Annotated in this window: 19 protein-coding genes; 3 read left to right on the forward strand and 16 right to left on the reverse strand. The window is 40.5% G+C overall.

What is annotated here, in order from left to right; all coding sequences use genetic code 11:
* Positions 1-62: 62 nt before the first annotated feature.
* Positions 63-521 carry an MFS transporter gene (locus tag L2764_RS21845; RefSeq protein WP_248942455.1) on the forward strand — a complete coding sequence of 153 codons (459 nt, stop codon included), beginning with the start codon at positions 63-65 and terminating at the stop codon, positions 519-521.
* A 128-nt stretch (positions 522-649) separates the two neighbouring features.
* Entirely contained in the window at positions 650-1,006 is a 357-nt protein-coding gene (locus L2764_RS21850) for an MFS transporter (protein WP_248942456.1), read from the forward strand.
* Positions 1,007-1,066: 60 nt separating this feature from the next.
* On the opposite strand, the gene L2764_RS21855 is transcribed toward L2764_RS21850, so the two are convergent.
* The 14 genes from L2764_RS21855 to L2764_RS21920 all read right to left on the reverse strand — a co-directional run bounded on the left by L2764_RS21855 (position 1,067) and on the right by L2764_RS21920 (position 12,429).
* Positions 1,067-1,246: a hypothetical protein gene (locus L2764_RS21855; RefSeq protein ID WP_248942457.1), complete on the reverse strand. Its 180-nt coding sequence runs from the start codon at positions 1,244-1,246 to the stop codon at positions 1,067-1,069.
* 343 nt (positions 1,247-1,589) lie between these two features.
* Complete coding sequence (gene bfr / locus L2764_RS21860; protein ID WP_248942458.1) at positions 1,590-2,057, reverse strand: bacterioferritin; 468 nt, start codon at positions 2,055-2,057, stop codon at positions 1,590-1,592.
* 17 nt (positions 2,058-2,074) lie between these two features.
* Positions 2,075-2,542 (reverse strand): bacterioferritin, encoded by a 468-nt coding sequence (bfr, locus tag L2764_RS21865; protein WP_248942459.1) that lies wholly within the window; start codon positions 2,540-2,542, stop codon positions 2,075-2,077.
* A gap of 379 nt (positions 2,543-2,921) precedes the next feature.
* Positions 2,922-3,146, reverse strand: coding sequence for a (Na+)-NQR maturation NqrM (gene nqrM, locus L2764_RS21870; protein WP_248942460.1), 225 nt, complete (start codon positions 3,144-3,146; stop codon positions 2,922-2,924).
* Between the two features lie 12 nt (positions 3,147-3,158).
* Positions 3,159-4,178 (reverse strand): FAD:protein FMN transferase, encoded by a 1,020-nt coding sequence (locus tag L2764_RS21875; RefSeq protein ID WP_248942461.1) that lies wholly within the window; start codon positions 4,176-4,178, stop codon positions 3,159-3,161.
* A 97-nt stretch (positions 4,179-4,275) separates the two neighbouring features.
* On the reverse strand, positions 4,276-5,523 hold the full coding sequence (nqrF, locus tag L2764_RS21880; RefSeq protein ID WP_248942462.1) for an NADH:ubiquinone reductase (Na(+)-transporting) subunit F: 1,248 nt from the start codon (positions 5,521-5,523) through the stop codon (positions 4,276-4,278).
* Between the two features lie 46 nt (positions 5,524-5,569).
* On the reverse strand, positions 5,570-6,178 hold the full coding sequence (gene nqrE, locus L2764_RS21885) for an NADH:ubiquinone reductase (Na(+)-transporting) subunit E (RefSeq protein ID WP_248942463.1): 609 nt from the start codon (positions 6,176-6,178) through the stop codon (positions 5,570-5,572).
* Positions 6,179-6,183: 5 nt separating this feature from the next.
* Positions 6,184-6,816: an NADH:ubiquinone reductase (Na(+)-transporting) subunit D gene (locus tag L2764_RS21890; RefSeq protein WP_248942464.1), complete on the reverse strand. Its 633-nt coding sequence runs from the start codon at positions 6,814-6,816 to the stop codon at positions 6,184-6,186.
* On the reverse strand, positions 6,816-7,613 hold the full coding sequence (locus L2764_RS21895) for a Na(+)-translocating NADH-quinone reductase subunit C (RefSeq protein ID WP_248942465.1): 798 nt from the start codon (positions 7,611-7,613) through the stop codon (positions 6,816-6,818). Before L2764_RS21895 ends, L2764_RS21890 begins: the two co-directional genes overlap by 1 nt.
* Positions 7,606-8,805, reverse strand: coding sequence for an NADH:ubiquinone reductase (Na(+)-transporting) subunit B (locus tag L2764_RS21900; protein ID WP_248942466.1), 1,200 nt, complete (start codon positions 8,803-8,805; stop codon positions 7,606-7,608). Before L2764_RS21900 ends, L2764_RS21895 begins: the two co-directional genes overlap by 8 nt.
* The gene (locus L2764_RS21905) at positions 8,805-10,139 is read right to left on the reverse strand and encodes a Na(+)-translocating NADH-quinone reductase subunit A (protein ID WP_248942467.1); all 1,335 of its coding nucleotides are present in this window, start codon (positions 10,137-10,139) and stop codon (positions 8,805-8,807) included. Before L2764_RS21905 ends, L2764_RS21900 begins: the two co-directional genes overlap by 1 nt.
* 517 nt (positions 10,140-10,656) lie before the next feature.
* Positions 10,657-11,166 carry an S-ribosylhomocysteine lyase gene (gene luxS / locus L2764_RS21910; RefSeq protein ID WP_248942468.1) on the reverse strand — a complete coding sequence of 170 codons (510 nt, stop codon included), beginning with the start codon at positions 11,164-11,166 and terminating at the stop codon, positions 10,657-10,659.
* A 248-nt stretch (positions 11,167-11,414) separates the two neighbouring features.
* Positions 11,415-11,714: a BolA family protein gene (locus L2764_RS21915; protein ID WP_248942469.1), complete on the reverse strand. Its 300-nt coding sequence runs from the start codon at positions 11,712-11,714 to the stop codon at positions 11,415-11,417.
* Positions 11,715-11,787: 73 nt separating this feature from the next.
* Positions 11,788-12,429: an alpha-ketoglutarate-dependent dioxygenase AlkB family protein gene (locus tag L2764_RS21920; RefSeq protein ID WP_248942470.1), complete on the reverse strand. Its 642-nt coding sequence runs from the start codon at positions 12,427-12,429 to the stop codon at positions 11,788-11,790.
* A 95-nt stretch (positions 12,430-12,524) separates the two neighbouring features.
* Here L2764_RS21920 and L2764_RS21925 point away from each other — a divergent pair, with 95 nt between their 5' ends.
* Positions 12,525-13,703 (forward strand): methyltransferase, encoded by a 1,179-nt coding sequence (locus tag L2764_RS21925; RefSeq protein WP_248942471.1) that lies wholly within the window; start codon positions 12,525-12,527, stop codon positions 13,701-13,703.
* A 66-nt stretch (positions 13,704-13,769) separates the two neighbouring features.
* Here the strand turns inward: L2764_RS21925 and L2764_RS21930 are convergent, their stop codons facing one another.
* Complete coding sequence (locus L2764_RS21930) at positions 13,770-14,162, reverse strand: hypothetical protein (protein WP_248942472.1); 393 nt, start codon at positions 14,160-14,162, stop codon at positions 13,770-13,772.
* A gap of 658 nt (positions 14,163-14,820) precedes the next feature.
* Positions 14,821-15,684, reverse strand: coding sequence for an alpha/beta fold hydrolase (locus tag L2764_RS21935; protein WP_248942473.1), 864 nt, complete (start codon positions 15,682-15,684; stop codon positions 14,821-14,823).
* Between the last annotated feature and the right edge of the window lie 356 nt (positions 15,685-16,040).

Below are 16,040 nucleotides of genomic sequence, written 5' to 3' on the forward strand. Positions count from 1 at the left end.
GTTGCTCTCCTGTCTTTTGGTCGAGACTTGAGCCTACCTATACCGCGGTATAGGTGAAACCTATGCGAGTCACCCCGGCAGAGCCGGGGGTTTACCGTTTGTTAATTATCAGCGCCTTCCTTATCGCTATCGCAACACTCAGTATTGGGCTCATCCCCAGCTATCTGTTAATCGGTATCACGGCGCCCATATTATTACTTCTGTGTCGGTTTATACAAAGTATTGCAGTGGCGGGTGAGTTTAACAATGCGTCCATTTTTTTTAAAATTGAACACGCTAAAAAACATAAAATATTAGCAGGGAGTTGGATTGGTACCGCGGCATCTGCCGGTATGTTTACTGGTGGGCTCATTGCTTATGCAGTTAGCCAAATAACCGTTCCTGAAGCTTGGCGTTTCGCCTTTATTATTACCGGGATCCTTTCTTTAATCATTATGTGCTTTCGCACCTCTTTATCAGAATCGCCATCATCGCTACTTTTATGTGCCTGTATATTTATACCTGCAATGTCTATTACGTGAGTTATATGATCACTAAGTTAGGCTACTCCATGAGCGAAGCGACCTTGTACATGATGCTTGTACAAGCCGGGTGACTGTATTGATCCCAATAATAGCGATGATTGCTGAACATAAAAGACATGCACATCATGATGAAGTCCATGACCCCGAATATAGGCATAACGGCATTGATGCTTTTTTTGGGGGGGGAATCAGAAAACCATGTACTTATCATGCTCAGATTAAGCTTATATACTATTGCAAATACAGGGATTTCAGCGACAATTTTTAAATACATGTTTGACGCACTGCCATTACCCATCCGTTGTACCGGAAGTAGTTTTATTTATAGTTTATCGGTTGCTATCGTCGGTGGGACGGCGCCTATCTTTGCGGCTTTTCTGATTAATGCAAACTACCTAATGTCGCCAGCATACTATGTCTGTTTATTCGGGTTATTTGCCTTTATTTCGATCTCTAAAGACCCTGCAGAGTCATCGCCGTAATCAGATAAAACAACCTATTTCACAGCATTGATTTCGAATAATTTATTAAAAATAAGGCAGTTAAAATAATTGATTCAACATAGTAATTTCATCGTCCGATAATATAGATGAGGCTGTCGACCTCAATGCCACAGGCTTATGCGATAATGCTTCCTCTAATGATCCTATACGCAGTAACAATAAACACACCGCATTTCTTAGCTCACAATTACTCTGTGATAAATCGTCTATATGATTCATTATGACCTCTTTAATCGACACTCAAAAGCATGTTTCTACTCAAGTAAATAATGATCTACTTCGTAAAAACTCTTTATTTCGTAAAGAACTAGACAAGTGAACAAGAGTATAAAAAACAATGTTAACTCGTTAAATACAGTCCATAAAAGCTAATACCAACCCGATTATATTCTTCAATCAGAACCTCTTTAGCTTTAATCTTGACTATAGATAACCTTATTTGAGCCAGAAACTCAAGTTAAAATTAACATAAAATTTACAATTATCACAAAAAAGTCATTTTCTTTGCCTGTTATCACTCAAAAAGGCTGTGTCATCGCATATTTATCATAAATTTATTCTGTTACATTTTGGACTGTAAATAATTTTCTAAGCCTACTTTTTCAATTAAGCCTAATTGTTTCTCAAGCCAGTACATATGGTCGGATTCGGTATCTTCTAATAAAACCTCAAGAATTTCACGAGTTTGGAAGTCTTGTTTTTCTTCACATAATTTAATCGCTTGGCGTAAGTTTCCCGCAATCATGTATTCATATTGCAAATCATTTTGCAGCATTTCTTGTGGTTTTTTGCCTATTGTTAATGCCTCACGCTTAGCCACATTGGGTGTTCCTTCTAAAAATAAAATACGCTGTATCAACTGCCGAGCATGGCCTCGTTCATCTTCGGATTCATGAGATACTTGTTCATGCAATTGATTTAATCCCCAATCTTCATACATCAGGCCATGCACAAAATACTGATCCATAGCCGATAATTCACCAGCCAGTAAATTATTAAGGGTTTTGATAATCTCTTTATTGCCTTTCATGATCATTTCCTCCTCATTTAGTCCATTTTAGATTGAAGGTAATTTTGTACACCTGTCATTTGAATCAAGTCTTGCTGCGCCTCAATCCAATCAAGATGCTCTTCTTCATCCTCTAATAAATCTTCAAATAAATCTCTTGAAACATAATCTTGAATCTTTTCACAAACGTCAATGGCTTGTCGTAATGCCAGCAACTGCTCTTCAAGCATGACCTTGTCACATTGAATCATTTCTTCAGCATGCTCACCGATCCGCAATTTATCGAGCTGCTGTAGATTGGGTAAACCTTCAAGAAACAGTATTCGCTCAATAAGCTTATCTGCATGCTTCATATCTTGAATGGATTTTTTATACGCTTTTTCATCAAGTTCATTCAATCCCCAATTTTTAAACATACGGGCATGTAAAAAATACTGATTTATGGCGGTTAACTCACAAGTGAGAATTTTATTTAACTGAGTCAGTACATTCGCTTGACCTTTCATAATTAGCTCCCTTAATTGATCGATTAGTGAGTGGCTCTAATAAAAATTCGAGCCATCAATACTGTAATTGATAAAATGACCAATAACAAAAATCATAGAACAATGAGCGAGAAAATCAAATTAATTAATATTTTCAATACCTTACAAAACCTTAATCATTCTCACTTCTACTATGATTATTAACCAAAGTATCAATTGGTAACAATCGAAAAACCAAAGACTTGCTTCATGTTAATCACAATAAACACAGAATATCGGCCACTTTAATGAATAAGTTAATATGAAATAGCGCTAACGATGAAAGGCGATGTTATAAAATAATATAAAAAAGGCTACCGTCTAGGTAGCCTTAAAGTATTATTCCATTTTTATATCACAATCAAATAATACGATTTTGGGTCAATTTCTCTTTGCGGGAGTCTTCATCTTCCATTTTGGCTCTGCGTTTATCACAAGGATCATCACAATCGCAAGCCTTGTCAATCCCGAGGCTTCCTAAGCCACCACAGCTACCCGCTACGGCTTTATGCTTAATCAAATAACCAATTGACATTAAAAAGAAAAATGCTAAAAGCACCACAAATGTCGCAATAAAACTGCTCATAATTGACTCCAACTACTGTGAGATATACGGTTTAAAAGCATTGCTATAAAAGACTTTAAAGCCATCATCTCTCTTCTCTATCAACATTATCGCAAGATCCTCACGTTTAGCAAGCGCTAAAGAAGCCTGTGTCCCGAGCACCATCATCGCGGTCGCATAACCATCTGCCACCATACAATCTTTATCCAGCACGGTCACCGATGCCAATCTGTGCTTAATGGGATAACCTGTTCGTGGATCAATTAAATGCGAAAACTGTTGGCCATCTTCTTCATAATAATTACGGTAATCTCCCGATGTGGCCATCGACATATCACCAGGGCTGAGCACCTGTTGGACCCCTACACCATCTTCTGAAGGCTGCTCGACAGCTATCACCCACGGTTGATTATCATCTTTAGTGCCTTTCACCCGGATCTCACCACCAATTTCAACCAAATAGCCCTGAAATTGATATTGTTCTAATATTGCCGCTACTTTATCGACCCCAAACCCTTTAGCAATAGAAGATAAATCAACATATAAATCATCATGGCCTTTACTTAACTGAGTCCCATTGACAGTGATATATTGGATCCCGGTTCTCGCTTTCTGTTTATCTATTTGCACCTGAGTTGGAATGGTCGTTGGACGTTTATCGGGCCCAAAACCCCACAAGTTCACTAAAGGGCCTAAGGTGATATCCAATGCCCCATCGGTAATTTTATACAGTTTAATTGCTTCATTGATGACTTTCACTGTATCGGCTGACACATTGAGAGTGTCATTACTGGACATTTGATTAAAACGAGATAATTCAGAATCAGGGCGATAAGTGGACATTTGATCGTTCACTTCTTCCAGTGCCTTATCAATTTTTACTTGCAATGCCTGAGCGTCAATCGATTTTTCACTGGGCATTATTTTAATATGATAAGTGGTCCCCATCGTATTGCCCGATAAAGACATGACCTGTTCTGGCTGACTACAAGCAGAAATAAAAAACACCAGCCCAATCAGAACAAGCCCATTTATGAACACTTTTATTTTCATAATCTAACGTCCTATCGCATATTTGAATACATCTACCTGATAGCATAAACAAAACTGCAGAGCCTTAGCTCTGCAGTTTCACAATCAGTGTGTGATATTAGCCACCAAAGTCATCGAGTAGAATATTTTCATCTTCTACACCCAAATCTTTTAGCATGCCGATCACAGCCGCATTCATCATTGGAGGACCACACATGTAGAACTCACAATCTTCAGGCGCTTCATGATCTCTTAAATAGTTCTCATACAGCACGTTATGAATGAAGCCTGTGTAACCATCCCAATTATCTTCTGGCTGAGGATCTGAAAGCGCAACATGCCACTGGAAGTTTTCATTGGTTGCCGCTAAGCCATCAAAATCTTCAACATAGAACATTTCACGACTCGAACGCGCACCATACCAGAAGCTGATCTTACGTTGACTATTAAGACGCTTAAGTTGATCAAAGATATGTGAACGCATTGGGGCCATACCCGCACCACCACCAATGAACACCATTTCAGCATCAGTATCTTTAGCAAAGAACTCACCGAACGGGCCTGAAATCGTCACTTTATCGCCCGCTTTTAGGCTCCAAATATACGAAGACATTTTACCACAAGGCAAGGTCAAGTTACGTGGCGGTGGCGTGGCAATACGCACGTTCAACATGATGATCCCTTCCTCTTCAGGATAGTTCGCCATGGAGTAAGCACGAATGGTTTCATCATCTACTTTGGATTCTAATTTGAAAAAACCAAAATGTTCCCAATCACCACGATATTGCGCAGGGACATCGAAATCGGCATATTTAATATGATGCGCAGGCGCTTCAATTTGAATATAACCACCGGCACGAAACGGCACCGACTCGCCATCAGGGATCCCAAGCTTAAGCTCTTTAATGAAAGTGGCTTTATTATCATTAGAGATAACATCACATTCCCACTTTTTAATACCAAAGATCTCTTCTTCAAGCTCAATTTCCATGTCAGCTTTCACATTTACTTGACATGATAAACGACAACCACCACGGGCCTCGCCTTTGGTGATGTGATCGAGTTCAGTTGGCAAAATATCACCGCCACCCGATTTAATGATCACGCGACATTGGCCACAAGAGCCCCCCCCACCACACGCACTCGATACGAAAATACCATTATCGGCTAACGCGCCTAATAACTTGCTACCCGCACCCGTTGTTATCGCTTTATCAGCATCATCGTTGATGCTAATTGTTATCTCACCACTGGGTACCAGTTTTGATTTAGCGAATAAAATCACTAATACCAAGACTAATACAATAGCGGTAAACATACCCACACCTAAGTAAACCTCAAGTGGAGTAGATTTAAGCATATCCATTAACTTATCCTTAAAGGTTCAAAAAAGAAGCCGTTAATGTGTCTCTTTACAGAGACACACCTGAAAACGACATGAAACCTAACGCCATAAGACCCGCAGTAATAAAGGTGATCCCTAAACCACGTAATCCACTCGGCACGTCAGCATATTTCAGCTTCTCACGAATACCGGCAAGCAAGACAATCGCCAATGCCCAACCAATACCCGAACCCACACCAAATACCACACTCTCACTCAAGGTGTAATCACGCTCAACCATGAAAGAAACCGCACCGAAAATGGCACAGTTCACCGTGATTAAAGGTAGAAAAATACCGAGCGCGTTATAAAGCGGTGGAAAATATCTATCCAGTGCCATCTCAAGAATCTGTACTAAAGCGGCAATCACCCCAATAAAGGTAATAAACTTTAAGAAACTCAAATCAGCCGTCGGTGCTCCCGCCCAAGCCAATGCACCAGGGGCTAAAATACCTTGATAAATAATTTGGTTAACAGGAACAGAAATCGCTAATACCACGATAACTGCAACACCCAATCCCATCGCCGTCGTGACTTTTTTTGATACCGCCAAAAAAGTACACATACCCAGGAAGAAAGATAGGGCCATGTTTTCGATAAAAACAGAGCGAATTAATAAACTAATATAATGTTCCATCGCCTTTATCCTTTCGCTTCGACTTGTTCTGGCTTAATGGTACGAATAATCCAGATCAACGCACCGATCAGGAAGAACGCACTTGGAGGCAATAACAGCAAGCCATTAGGCTGATACCAACCGCCTTCAGACACTTTCTTCAAGATTTCAATGCCAAAGAGTGAACCATTACCAAACAATTCACGTACAAAGCCCACTGCCATTAAGATCGCGCCATAGCCTAGACCATTACCAATACCGTCCATGAAACTCATCATGGGTGGCGTTTTCATTGCGTAGGCTTCAGCACGCCCCATCACAATACAGTTGGTAATGATCAACCCGACAAAGACAGATAACTGCTTAGAAACTTCATAAGCATAAGCTTGTAAGATTTGGTCAACCACAATCACCAATGAAGCGATAATAGTCATTTGCACAATGATCCGCACACTGCTTGGAATGTGATTACGGATCATCGAAATGAACAAGTTTGAAAACGCCGTCACCGCCGTTAATGCAATACTCATCACCAAAGCCGTTTCCAGTTTACTGGTCACAGCAAGGGCACTACATACCCCAAGGATCTGAAGCGCAATAGGATTATTGCTGATGATAGGTCCAGTCAGAACCTGTTTAAGTTCTTTAGCATTAGCCATTAGCTAAGCCCTCCGTTGCGCGCCTTTTCAATAAAGCGAGCAAAACCTTCGTTACCCAACCAGAAAGACAATGAATGCTGCACACCATTACTGGTTAATGTGGCACCCGATAAGGCATCAACACCGTATTGAGAAGAAGCAATTGCTGGATTTTTAGTCACCTTAATAGCGAGGTTACCTTGATCATCAAACAATTTCTTACCTGTCCACTTAGCAATCCACTTTGGATTTTGTACTTCGCCACCTAAACCTGGTGTTTCCCCTGAACCGGTAAAGTCATAATAAATCAGACTCTGCACCGTATTTAAATCAGGTGATACCGCTAAGAAAGCATACATGGTTGACCAAAGGCCATAGCCGTGGATCGGTAAAATAACCGTCTTAAGCTTACCGGCATCATCACGAACCAAGTAAACGACCTGATCGTTGGCAACCCGCTTCACAGACGCGACATCATTTTTAGGCACAAATGACGTTTTAGGGTTACGTGCTTCCGATTTAGTATCAAACGTATTAGCATCAATACCTTGAACCCAATCACCTGTTGCCAAGTTAACCACTTTGGCTTCAACATACTTATTGTAAGTATTAAGCACTTGTTCCTTGCCAACATTCCCTTTACTGGTATCAATCAAACCCGCAGCTTCAAGAATGTACTTTTGCTTGTCCAGTAATTTGTTTTGCTCTTGGGTCGGTCTTAATAACACCGCCGCCGCTGAAACAAAAATGGAGCAAATAAAGCATAAGCCAACGACAATAAATAGGGTTCTGCCGAATGAATCTTTATTACTAGCCACGAGCAATCCTCCGCTTGATATTTGCTTGAACCACAAAATGGTCGAATAACGGTGCAAATAAGTTAGCAAACAGGATCGCTAACATCATTCCTTCGGGGAAAGCAGGGTTAAGTACACGAATAAAGACAGCCATGCCGCCAATCAAAATACCATATGCCCACTTACCTTTATTAGTGAAAGAGGCTGAAACCGGATCCGTCGCCATAAACATCATACCGAACGCAAAGCCACCTAATACAAGATGCCAATACCAAGGCATAGCAAACATCGAATTGGTATCACTACCGATGACATTCAGTAATAAAGACACTGCTATCATACCGGCCATCACGCCACCCACAATGCGCCAAGACGCAATCCGAGAATAAATGATCACCAGACCACCTAATAAAATGGCTAAGGTAGAGACTTCACCCACTGAACCTGGAATGAAACCAAAGAAAGCATCCCACCAGTTTTGGTTAAAGCCATAATCCAATGTGCCTTGCGCCGCTTGACTCAATGCTGTCGCGCCAGAGAAACCATCGGCAACTACCCAAGAGGTATCACCTGACATATTCAGTGGATAAGCAAAGAATAAGAAAGCACGGCCTGCTAGTGCTGGGTTGAGGAAGTTACGCCCTGTTCCCCCGAAGATCTCTTTTGCAATCACCACACCGAAGGTAATCCCCAATGCCACCATCCATAATGGAATAGTGGCCGGTAAGGTCAACGCAAACAGTATCGAAGTAACGAAGAAACCTTCATTGATTTCATGGCCTCGGACAGAGGCAAATAAAACCTCCCATATCCCGCCCACAATGAAGGTCACAGCATAAATAGGTAAGAAGAAACAGGCACCGTACCAAAGTAGTGTCGTGATCCCAGAATCCGTTCCCAGCTGGGCACCAAGCAAGCTAAATATACTCACTTGCCATGTGTCAGGAGAAGCAAAGCCCCCTGCTAAGGCATCTTGAGCTTGCAAGCCCACGTTATACATACCCACGAACATCGCCGGCAATGCACACGCCCAAACAGTGATCATCATACGTTTTAGATCAAGATTATCACGAACATGGGTGCGACCCTTGCTCACTTGACCGGGTGTATAAAAACCCGTATAGACCGCTTCAAAAAGCGCATAAAACTTCTGGTATTTACCGCCTTTTTCAAAATGCGGTTCAATACGGTCGAAAAACTGCTTTAAACCCATTAGCCTTCCCTCACAATCGTATCTAAACAGTCACGCAGATACGATGCATAGTCGTACTTACCAGGACAGACGAAAGTACACAATGCCAAATCTTCTTCATCGAGTTCAAGTGCCCCTAAATTTGCCGCACTGTCGAAATCACCCGATACGAGATCGCGTAATAACAGTGTAGGAAGAATATCCATAGGCATCACTCGTTCATAATTGCCTATCGGCACCATCGCGCGATCTGACCCCCCTGTGCTGGTGGTCATATTGAATAAACGAGAAGGAGATAGATGCCCTAAAAACGCACGCGTGATAGAGAACTTATTCGAACCAGGCATCGCCCAACCGAAGAACTCTTGTTCTGTGCCTTCTTCAAGCAAACTCACTTGATGATGGTAACGACCTAAATAAGCGTGTGGCCCTTTAGCATCACGACCATTTAGCACCGAGCCTGAAACGACACGTACTTGGCCTGATTCAAGTTCATCCTGCAGCAATTCAGTCATTGAAGCACCCACTACAGTCCGAACCAGTCTAGGCTTTTTCGCCTTAGGACCGGCTACTGATACAACACGTTGGCTATTAAGCTCACCGGTGGTAAACAGCTGACCGATTGCGATCACATCTTGATAATGAATATGCCAAAGCGAGCGTTTAGCCGATGCAGGCAAGACAAAATGCATGTGTGTGCCCACTAAGCCTGCCGGATGTTTACCCGCAAACTCTTCAACTTGAGCATTAACAACAGGAATATCGGCACCTTGCGCTTTACACAGATAAACTTGACCTGAAGTCAGTCTTGCTAATAAAGTTAGGCCATTGACAAAATCTTGTTTATGCCCATTAATTACAACCACGGGATCGGCTGCATGAGGTTGAGTGTCAATCGCGGTCACGAAAATGCCCACTGTTTCAGCATCGACTGCCGGTACGCGACTAAAAGGACGGGTACGTAAAGCAGTCCATAAACCCGATTCGATCAGGTTTTCACGAACTTGCTGTGGTGCGAGTGTTGCTAATGCTGCTGCGTCATATTTAGCAAAAGCAATACTATCATTACCTTGTACATCTATAACCACAGATTGCAAGACACGCTGTGCACCCCGGTTGATTTCTGAAATTGTTCCACTAGCTGAAGCTGTATACTTAACGCCGAGGTTTTTTTTGTCTTCAAAAAGAACCTGACCCTTTTCCACTTTATCGCCTACTTTGATTTTCATCGTAGGACGTAAGCCAATATACTCTTCACCCAATGTAGCTACATGTCTAATGGCTGGGCCATTATGGACAACTTGCTCAGGCCCACCTGCTAAGGGTAAGTTTAAGCCATTTTTAATTGTAATCATATCCACAAGCACTACGTTATGAAGGAAAGACAATGCGCCGCGTTCCTGCTAAACACACAAGAGTAAACAAATTTTTGTTATGTTGAGCTAGCGCAGATTTATCACTGAGATGCGATCGCTATCACGCTGGTCGCGCGCATTTTACCCCAAATGCATCAGTATCGCCATGAAAAATATAGGTGGAAAGCAGCAATAGGAAATTAAAAGTCAAACTATTAACAGGCTCGATTTAATAAGGTCAATACATTAGAATGCCCCAAGCACTTGTCCATGGGAGATTTTAGCGATTATTATTGTCTTATTCTTATCATTGAAGTCAGTTTTGAAGCGAAAGATGAAACACTGTATCAATCACATACGATTTTGACATTATGTTCATATCGACAGCAAACCCGAACAAAAAACACACAATCAATCACTTTAAGCGTATTGATTACTGCTTTCTTTGGCGGGATAATGACTTTTGTCCTTTATTCTAAAAACAAAGCTTATTAGCAACGGGCTAAGTCATATCATTTTAAATACCTCTTAATTGATCCTCACTTAAGCATAAGTCATGATTGTGATCCACATTAATCCCCGATGCTATGATATTACGAGCAATTTCTTTGGCTTGTGCTAACGAATGCATGTCATAAGTGCCACACTGAAACTCATTCAACTCTGGAATGTCTGACTGCTCAGCCACATTCAACACCTCTTCCATTGCCGCTAACCACGCATCAGCAACGTCAATATCGGATGGTATGCCAATGAGACTCATGTAAAAACCTGTACGGCTTCCCATCGGAGAAATACTGATGACTTCAATACTGTCACTATTAAGATGACTCTGCATAAAACCTTCAAATAAGTGTTCTAAAGTGTGGATCCCCCGCTCACTTAATATTTCTTTATTGGGTATACAAAAACGTAAATCAAACACCGTTATCGTATCCCCTTTAGGGGTTGTCATCGACTTTGCTTTTCTCACCGCAGGCACATTCATACGGGTATGATCGACTTTAGCACTATCCAGTAACGGCATATTAATTTTCCTCATTGCTGACACAATTCGACACTCACGGTAAAATTTACAGTACCCCTTACAAAAAAATCGCCGCCCACCCCCAACTAAGGTACACGCTTCAACGTGTTTGGGGAAATAATGCAAACAACATATGATAACGTTCTAAATGACAATAACGAATAGCCCATTTTGAGCAAAAAAGCTATTTATCAAGATTAACGTTTAACCCCTAAAAATATCCTATACACTTTCAGTTAAGTGAAATTTTAGCCTTTGCAATCAGGAGAATCGGGTACCTTCATAGCATCATCCCACTCATGAGGACTAAACGTATGCATCGATAACGCATGTAACCCTTTATTAAAAGCATCACTTAAGGCTTCATTAACCAATCTATGTCTTGCGAGTAACCGCTTCCCCTCAAAAACATCACTAGTGATGATAACTTTAAAATGTGTTTCTGAATTGACAGGAACATTATGATTATGACTTTCATTGAATACTTGCAAATGCGTAGGTGTTAATGCTAACGTTAATTTGTCAATAATCTCTTGCTCTAATGACATGAGATATCCTTTATTTAATTCAATTTCAATACTAAAGGCAGGTTACTGCCATCGCCGTCAAAAATCAAACACCTTAAACACGGGGATGTTTTCCATGAAAATAAGGTAACACACACCGAAAGGTAAAATTATACCTAGGCGCTTCAACCCGCTTTCTTTTGGGTAACGAATGCTCCCATTCATCTTGCATTGGCCAATTCATGATTAACATATCACCACTGTTTAACATTATCTTATGCTGCTGCTGAGTCTTTTTATGACGAATAAAAAAATCTCTACTCGCCCCCAAACTGACCGACACAATATCACTCCTAGGTTGGATTTCAGGTTCATCATCACTGTGCCACCCCATGGAATCAACCCCATCATTATAACGATTCACCAATACCCCATTAGCGTTAAAACCAAAATCTCGCTGTAATTTATCTCTCAGCTTATTAGCATACAGGGGCCAAGGTAAGGCTTTAATATAAAGAGATGAAAACACATAATCACATCCCTCATCCCCAAACCACACTTGCTGCCTTGGAATAGGATATTGCTTGCCATAAACAGTGATATTGGGTTTATCAAAGGAATAATGCTGCGCTTCAAGTATTAAGGTTTCAATTTGTTTAAGATTCAGATAATTTTCCACTAAGGTCATAGAAGGATAAATAATGGGAGAATGAGCAACGTCAGCTTCGCGATCATTAAACAGTACTTGCTGCTTCATAGAACGGCACTCCTTAAGACTTTCGCTCATCATATACCTACCACAGTAAATCTGCGATAATCAGCGGCCTTATTTCTTTAGCATTATTTTATTCTATGGCCACACAATTTTCAGTCGCAGATCTTGAACTTGATCTCCACCGCTTCCCTCGTAATCAAGACTCTAATTTACAAGCTTGGGATGCGGCAGATGAGCACTTGGTCTTATCGCTCACAGAAAATAGTCTCGCTGCCATCACTTCCCCATATAAATTAACGTCATTCGATAACCTGGCGATACTCAATGATAATTTTGGTGGCTTAACCTGCAGTCTGACAGCCTATGCTGCCAAGCAAAACCAAGCACTCTCGCTATGGGTTGAATCCGATGCCAAAACGAGCGTACAGGGCATTGAACAAAACTTACAAAACAATCAGCTCAATTCAGAGCATATCCATTGGCGAACCAGTACTAAAAGTTTACCCCGTAACCTTAATGCTGTAGTCATCAAGTTGCCTAAAAATCTTCACTATTTTACGCTGCAATTACAAAAACTTTCTCATATTTTGCCATCAGGCACACCCATATTGATAGCAGCAAAGGCCAAATCGATAAATGCTGCTTTACTGACATTGATTAGTCAAAATCTAGGGCCTGCGAGTGCCAGCTTAACCTACAAAAAAACGCGTGTTATCACCTGCATCAGTGACGGTAAAATTCGTCCAACTCATGAGACAATAACCTGGCCAGTACCCGAATACCAATTAACAATGCATAACCTCAGTAATGTCTTCGCAGCCAATAAACTTGATATTGGTGCAAGGTTCATGCTCGAAAACATGCCCAATGGCAATTTTCACAACATTGTCGATTTAGGATGTGGAAACGGTATTTTAGGCCTCAGGGCCGCTCAGCTTTTTCCTGAAGCTCACCTACATTTTGTCGATGATTCAGACATGGCCATCACATCGGCAAAAGAAAACTGGCACACGAATCAATTTACCACTGCACAAGGCCATTTTTATTGGAGTGATTGTTTAAGCCAGCTAACTGAGAACCTTGAACCGGATCTCATTCTTTGCAACCCCCCTTTTCATCAAGGAGAAGCGATAACCGATCATATCGCTTGGCAGATGTTTCTTGACGCCAAACGTCGTCTGACAGCAGGCGGTATATTGCATGTCGTTGGCAATCGACATTTAGCTTATCATGTCAAATTAAAGCGTATCTTTAAAAACTGCACCACAGTCGCCTCAAATGGCAAGTTTGTTATTTTGCAGGCACAAAAACGCTAACCAATTGTTTAACAAAAAAAGTGATAGCGCTAAAATACTCAAGTCGCTATCATTTATCTCATTAACTTATTTTGCAAATTTTACCGTCAAAGCAGTCATACTGGCCCATAAGAAGTTGAATAATAATGCAAACAAGAACGCATATAAACCTATATTGAGACCCGCAGCACCTTTATAAACACTAAAAGGCAAGGCAATGAATAAATGAGCCAAGGTTATGACCACACTGAGTAATATGGCCTTTAACCATAGCTTTGACTCTAATATGGGAATGAGCAGTAATAACGCATATACGCCACCCCACAATAGTTTCGGATAAAGCCATGTAGAACTTAATACTGGAAAATACGGAAACTTCACATAATGACCTAAACCTAAATAGGCCAATAGCCAAAAAACAAAACTTGCAAGCAATGCACCCACGCATCCAGCGCCAAATAGGACTAACACTCTTTTCATTTACGACTCCATCTATTTAGACCATCGCATCATAAAGAGCGACATCAACAATCTGGCAATGAAGCATGATCCATCGCCAACATAAAATTCATTTAATGCATACTACCTAAATTTTGTACACAAAACGAAGCAATCCTATCAGTAAATATTTTGCATCGCTAATATACTAAGCCCATTAAATATGCATGTTTTCAGAGCTCGTAAGATTGTTCAATTCAAAAGCGCATCATTGAAAGAGTGTTGGTCTTTTTTGAGATAATACAACGCAGCAATAGACGACTTCCACGCACCTAATAGACTGGTTTAAAGACTTTTATGCTACGTTACGGATCATCATACTTAGGATCTCTCGGTTATTTTCTCAAAAAAACTATCATGGGTGCAGGAGCTATTAATGATCTGAACTATCGCGTCTTGAGTACCCGCTGAAAGCTGACATCTTTAGGAGAATGGGTATAAAACAACAATACAGCTTGATCTTAAAACTTAACGATTCAATGAAGATAAAACTAAAATTAACCAACATTCAGCTAACGAGTATTTAAAGGGATCACTTCTATTGAGTGAGCAAGGTCGCATTTTTACACTCGATCATACTCCCAATGCAGTTCACAGCTCAACACTTTTCCCTTACATAAAGCGGGGACATACTAATAAGTCATTCACTTTTATCTGATTGTATAAATTGATCAACTACCTGATTGAATTTCACGGGATTTTCATAGAACATGAAATGCTTCCCTCCTTCATCCTCTTCAAATATGACTATTTTTGAATGAATAATTTGTTTATGGAGCCAAATCTGTGAAGAAGCAGAAATAAGACCTGCTCGTCCAACAATGATTAATGTCGGAAGCTTAATTCTGGGTAGTAAGTCTCTCCAATCCTGATGAAAGCAATTGTACATCAGTTCAGCAGCCTGCTTTCTCGGTAACTTTAAACTGGAATTAAACAACCATTGTTTATCTAAAGTTGAGATGTTTTCTGATAACATACGCTCTAACATCACTGAACTATAAGCATCCCCTTTACCATGAGTAAAACTATTCACCACATCCATTAATGAAGCCGATGAAGCCAATGGACCATAGTTTTCCATTTCAATGCTGGACCATAAAGGATTTGAAATCATAACCGCTGGCTGACTAATACAAATAAGCTTCGACACTCGCTCAACACTGAAAAGTTCTAAATATGTCCAAATGACAGCAGTGCCCAATGAATGACCCAGTAAGACAACATCGGTTAAATTAAGAAAGGTGATGAACTCATGTAAATCCTTACTAAACCTTGCGACTTTATAGCCATAACCCACCTTTTCAGAGTCACCATGACCTCTCATATCAACAGCAAGAATACGGTAACGATCACATAAGCCGTTAATTTGATGTTCATATTGCTCAACACTCTGTGCAAACCCTGGGACAATGAGTAAAGGCTGCCCAGATCCTTTATCAATATAATGTAACTTAACATTATCACTGGTATTAAAATAACGATGATCTTTTCTTGTTATCTTCATCTAAAACCACCTATTTCAGTGATCACGCAACCAAACATCATTAGCCACTCAGTTAAGTATAAGAGTTTATGCCGTTGCCTGTATTAAAAAGCACCCAAGAGATATTCAAACGAATAGTTCATGAATGCCAATCAATTATTTCCCTTCATTCCTTGATTTTACTCTTCCTCCTAATTACAATCACCCGTCAAAAAACACATTTAGAAACAATTTGCTAACAGTTGTTCTTTTTTATAAATAGGTGAGGCGTTGTTGACTAAATCAGGGAACCTATCGTAAATCTTGCGATCAGATCATTATCACTGATTTAAAAAGGCTCCACCGATGGGCAAGGCTAAGAATAAAATCACCAATTG

The organism is Shewanella surugensis, from assembly GCF_023284005.1.
GTDB lineage: Bacteria > Pseudomonadota > Gammaproteobacteria > Enterobacterales > Shewanellaceae > Shewanella > Shewanella surugensis.

Coding starts and splice junctions, on each gene's coding strand:
- bfr (WP_248942459.1), bottom strand. CDS start 2,542: ATGAAAGGTCAAGCGAATGTACTGACTCAGTTAAATAAAATTCTCACT.
- L2764_RS21925 (WP_248942471.1), top strand. CDS start 12,525: ATGGCCACACAATTTTCAGTCGCAGATCTTGAACTTGATCTCCACCGC.
- L2764_RS21915 (WP_248942469.1), bottom strand. CDS start 11,714: ATGTCATTAGAGCAAGAGATTATTGACAAATTAACGTTAGCATTAACA.
- nqrE (WP_248942463.1), bottom strand. CDS start 6,178: ATGGAACATTATATTAGTTTATTAATTCGCTCTGTTTTTATCGAAAAC.
- luxS (WP_248942468.1), bottom strand. CDS start 11,166: ATGCCGTTACTGGATAGTGCTAAAGTCGATCATACCCGTATGAATGTG.
- nqrF (WP_248942462.1), bottom strand. CDS start 5,523: ATGGATATGCTTAAATCTACTCCACTTGAGGTTTACTTAGGTGTGGGT.
- L2764_RS21930 (WP_248942472.1), bottom strand. CDS start 14,162: ATGAAAAGAGTGTTAGTCCTATTTGGCGCTGGATGCGTGGGTGCATTG.
- L2764_RS21905 (WP_248942467.1), bottom strand. CDS start 10,139: ATGATTACAATTAAAAATGGCTTAAACTTACCCTTAGCAGGTGGGCCT.
- nqrM (WP_248942460.1), bottom strand. CDS start 3,146: ATGAGCAGTTTTATTGCGACATTTGTGGTGCTTTTAGCATTTTTCTTT.
- L2764_RS21935 (WP_248942473.1), bottom strand. CDS start 15,684: ATGAAGATAACAAGAAAAGATCATCGTTATTTTAATACCAGTGATAAT.
- L2764_RS21850 (WP_248942456.1), top strand. CDS start 650: ATGATGAAGTCCATGACCCCGAATATAGGCATAACGGCATTGATGCTT.
- L2764_RS21855 (WP_248942457.1), bottom strand. CDS start 1,246: ATGAATCATATAGACGATTTATCACAGAGTAATTGTGAGCTAAGAAAT.
- L2764_RS21845 (WP_248942455.1), top strand. CDS start 63: ATGCGAGTCACCCCGGCAGAGCCGGGGGTTTACCGTTTGTTAATTATC.
- bfr (WP_248942458.1), bottom strand. CDS start 2,057: ATGAAAGGCAATAAAGAGATTATCAAAACCCTTAATAATTTACTGGCT.
- L2764_RS21875 (WP_248942461.1), bottom strand. CDS start 4,178: ATGAAAATAAAAGTGTTCATAAATGGGCTTGTTCTGATTGGGCTGGTG.
- L2764_RS21920 (WP_248942470.1), bottom strand. CDS start 12,429: ATGAAGCAGCAAGTACTGTTTAATGATCGCGAAGCTGACGTTGCTCAT.
- L2764_RS21890 (WP_248942464.1), bottom strand. CDS start 6,816: ATGGCTAATGCTAAAGAACTTAAACAGGTTCTGACTGGACCTATCATC.
- L2764_RS21900 (WP_248942466.1), bottom strand. CDS start 8,805: ATGGGTTTAAAGCAGTTTTTCGACCGTATTGAACCGCATTTTGAAAAA.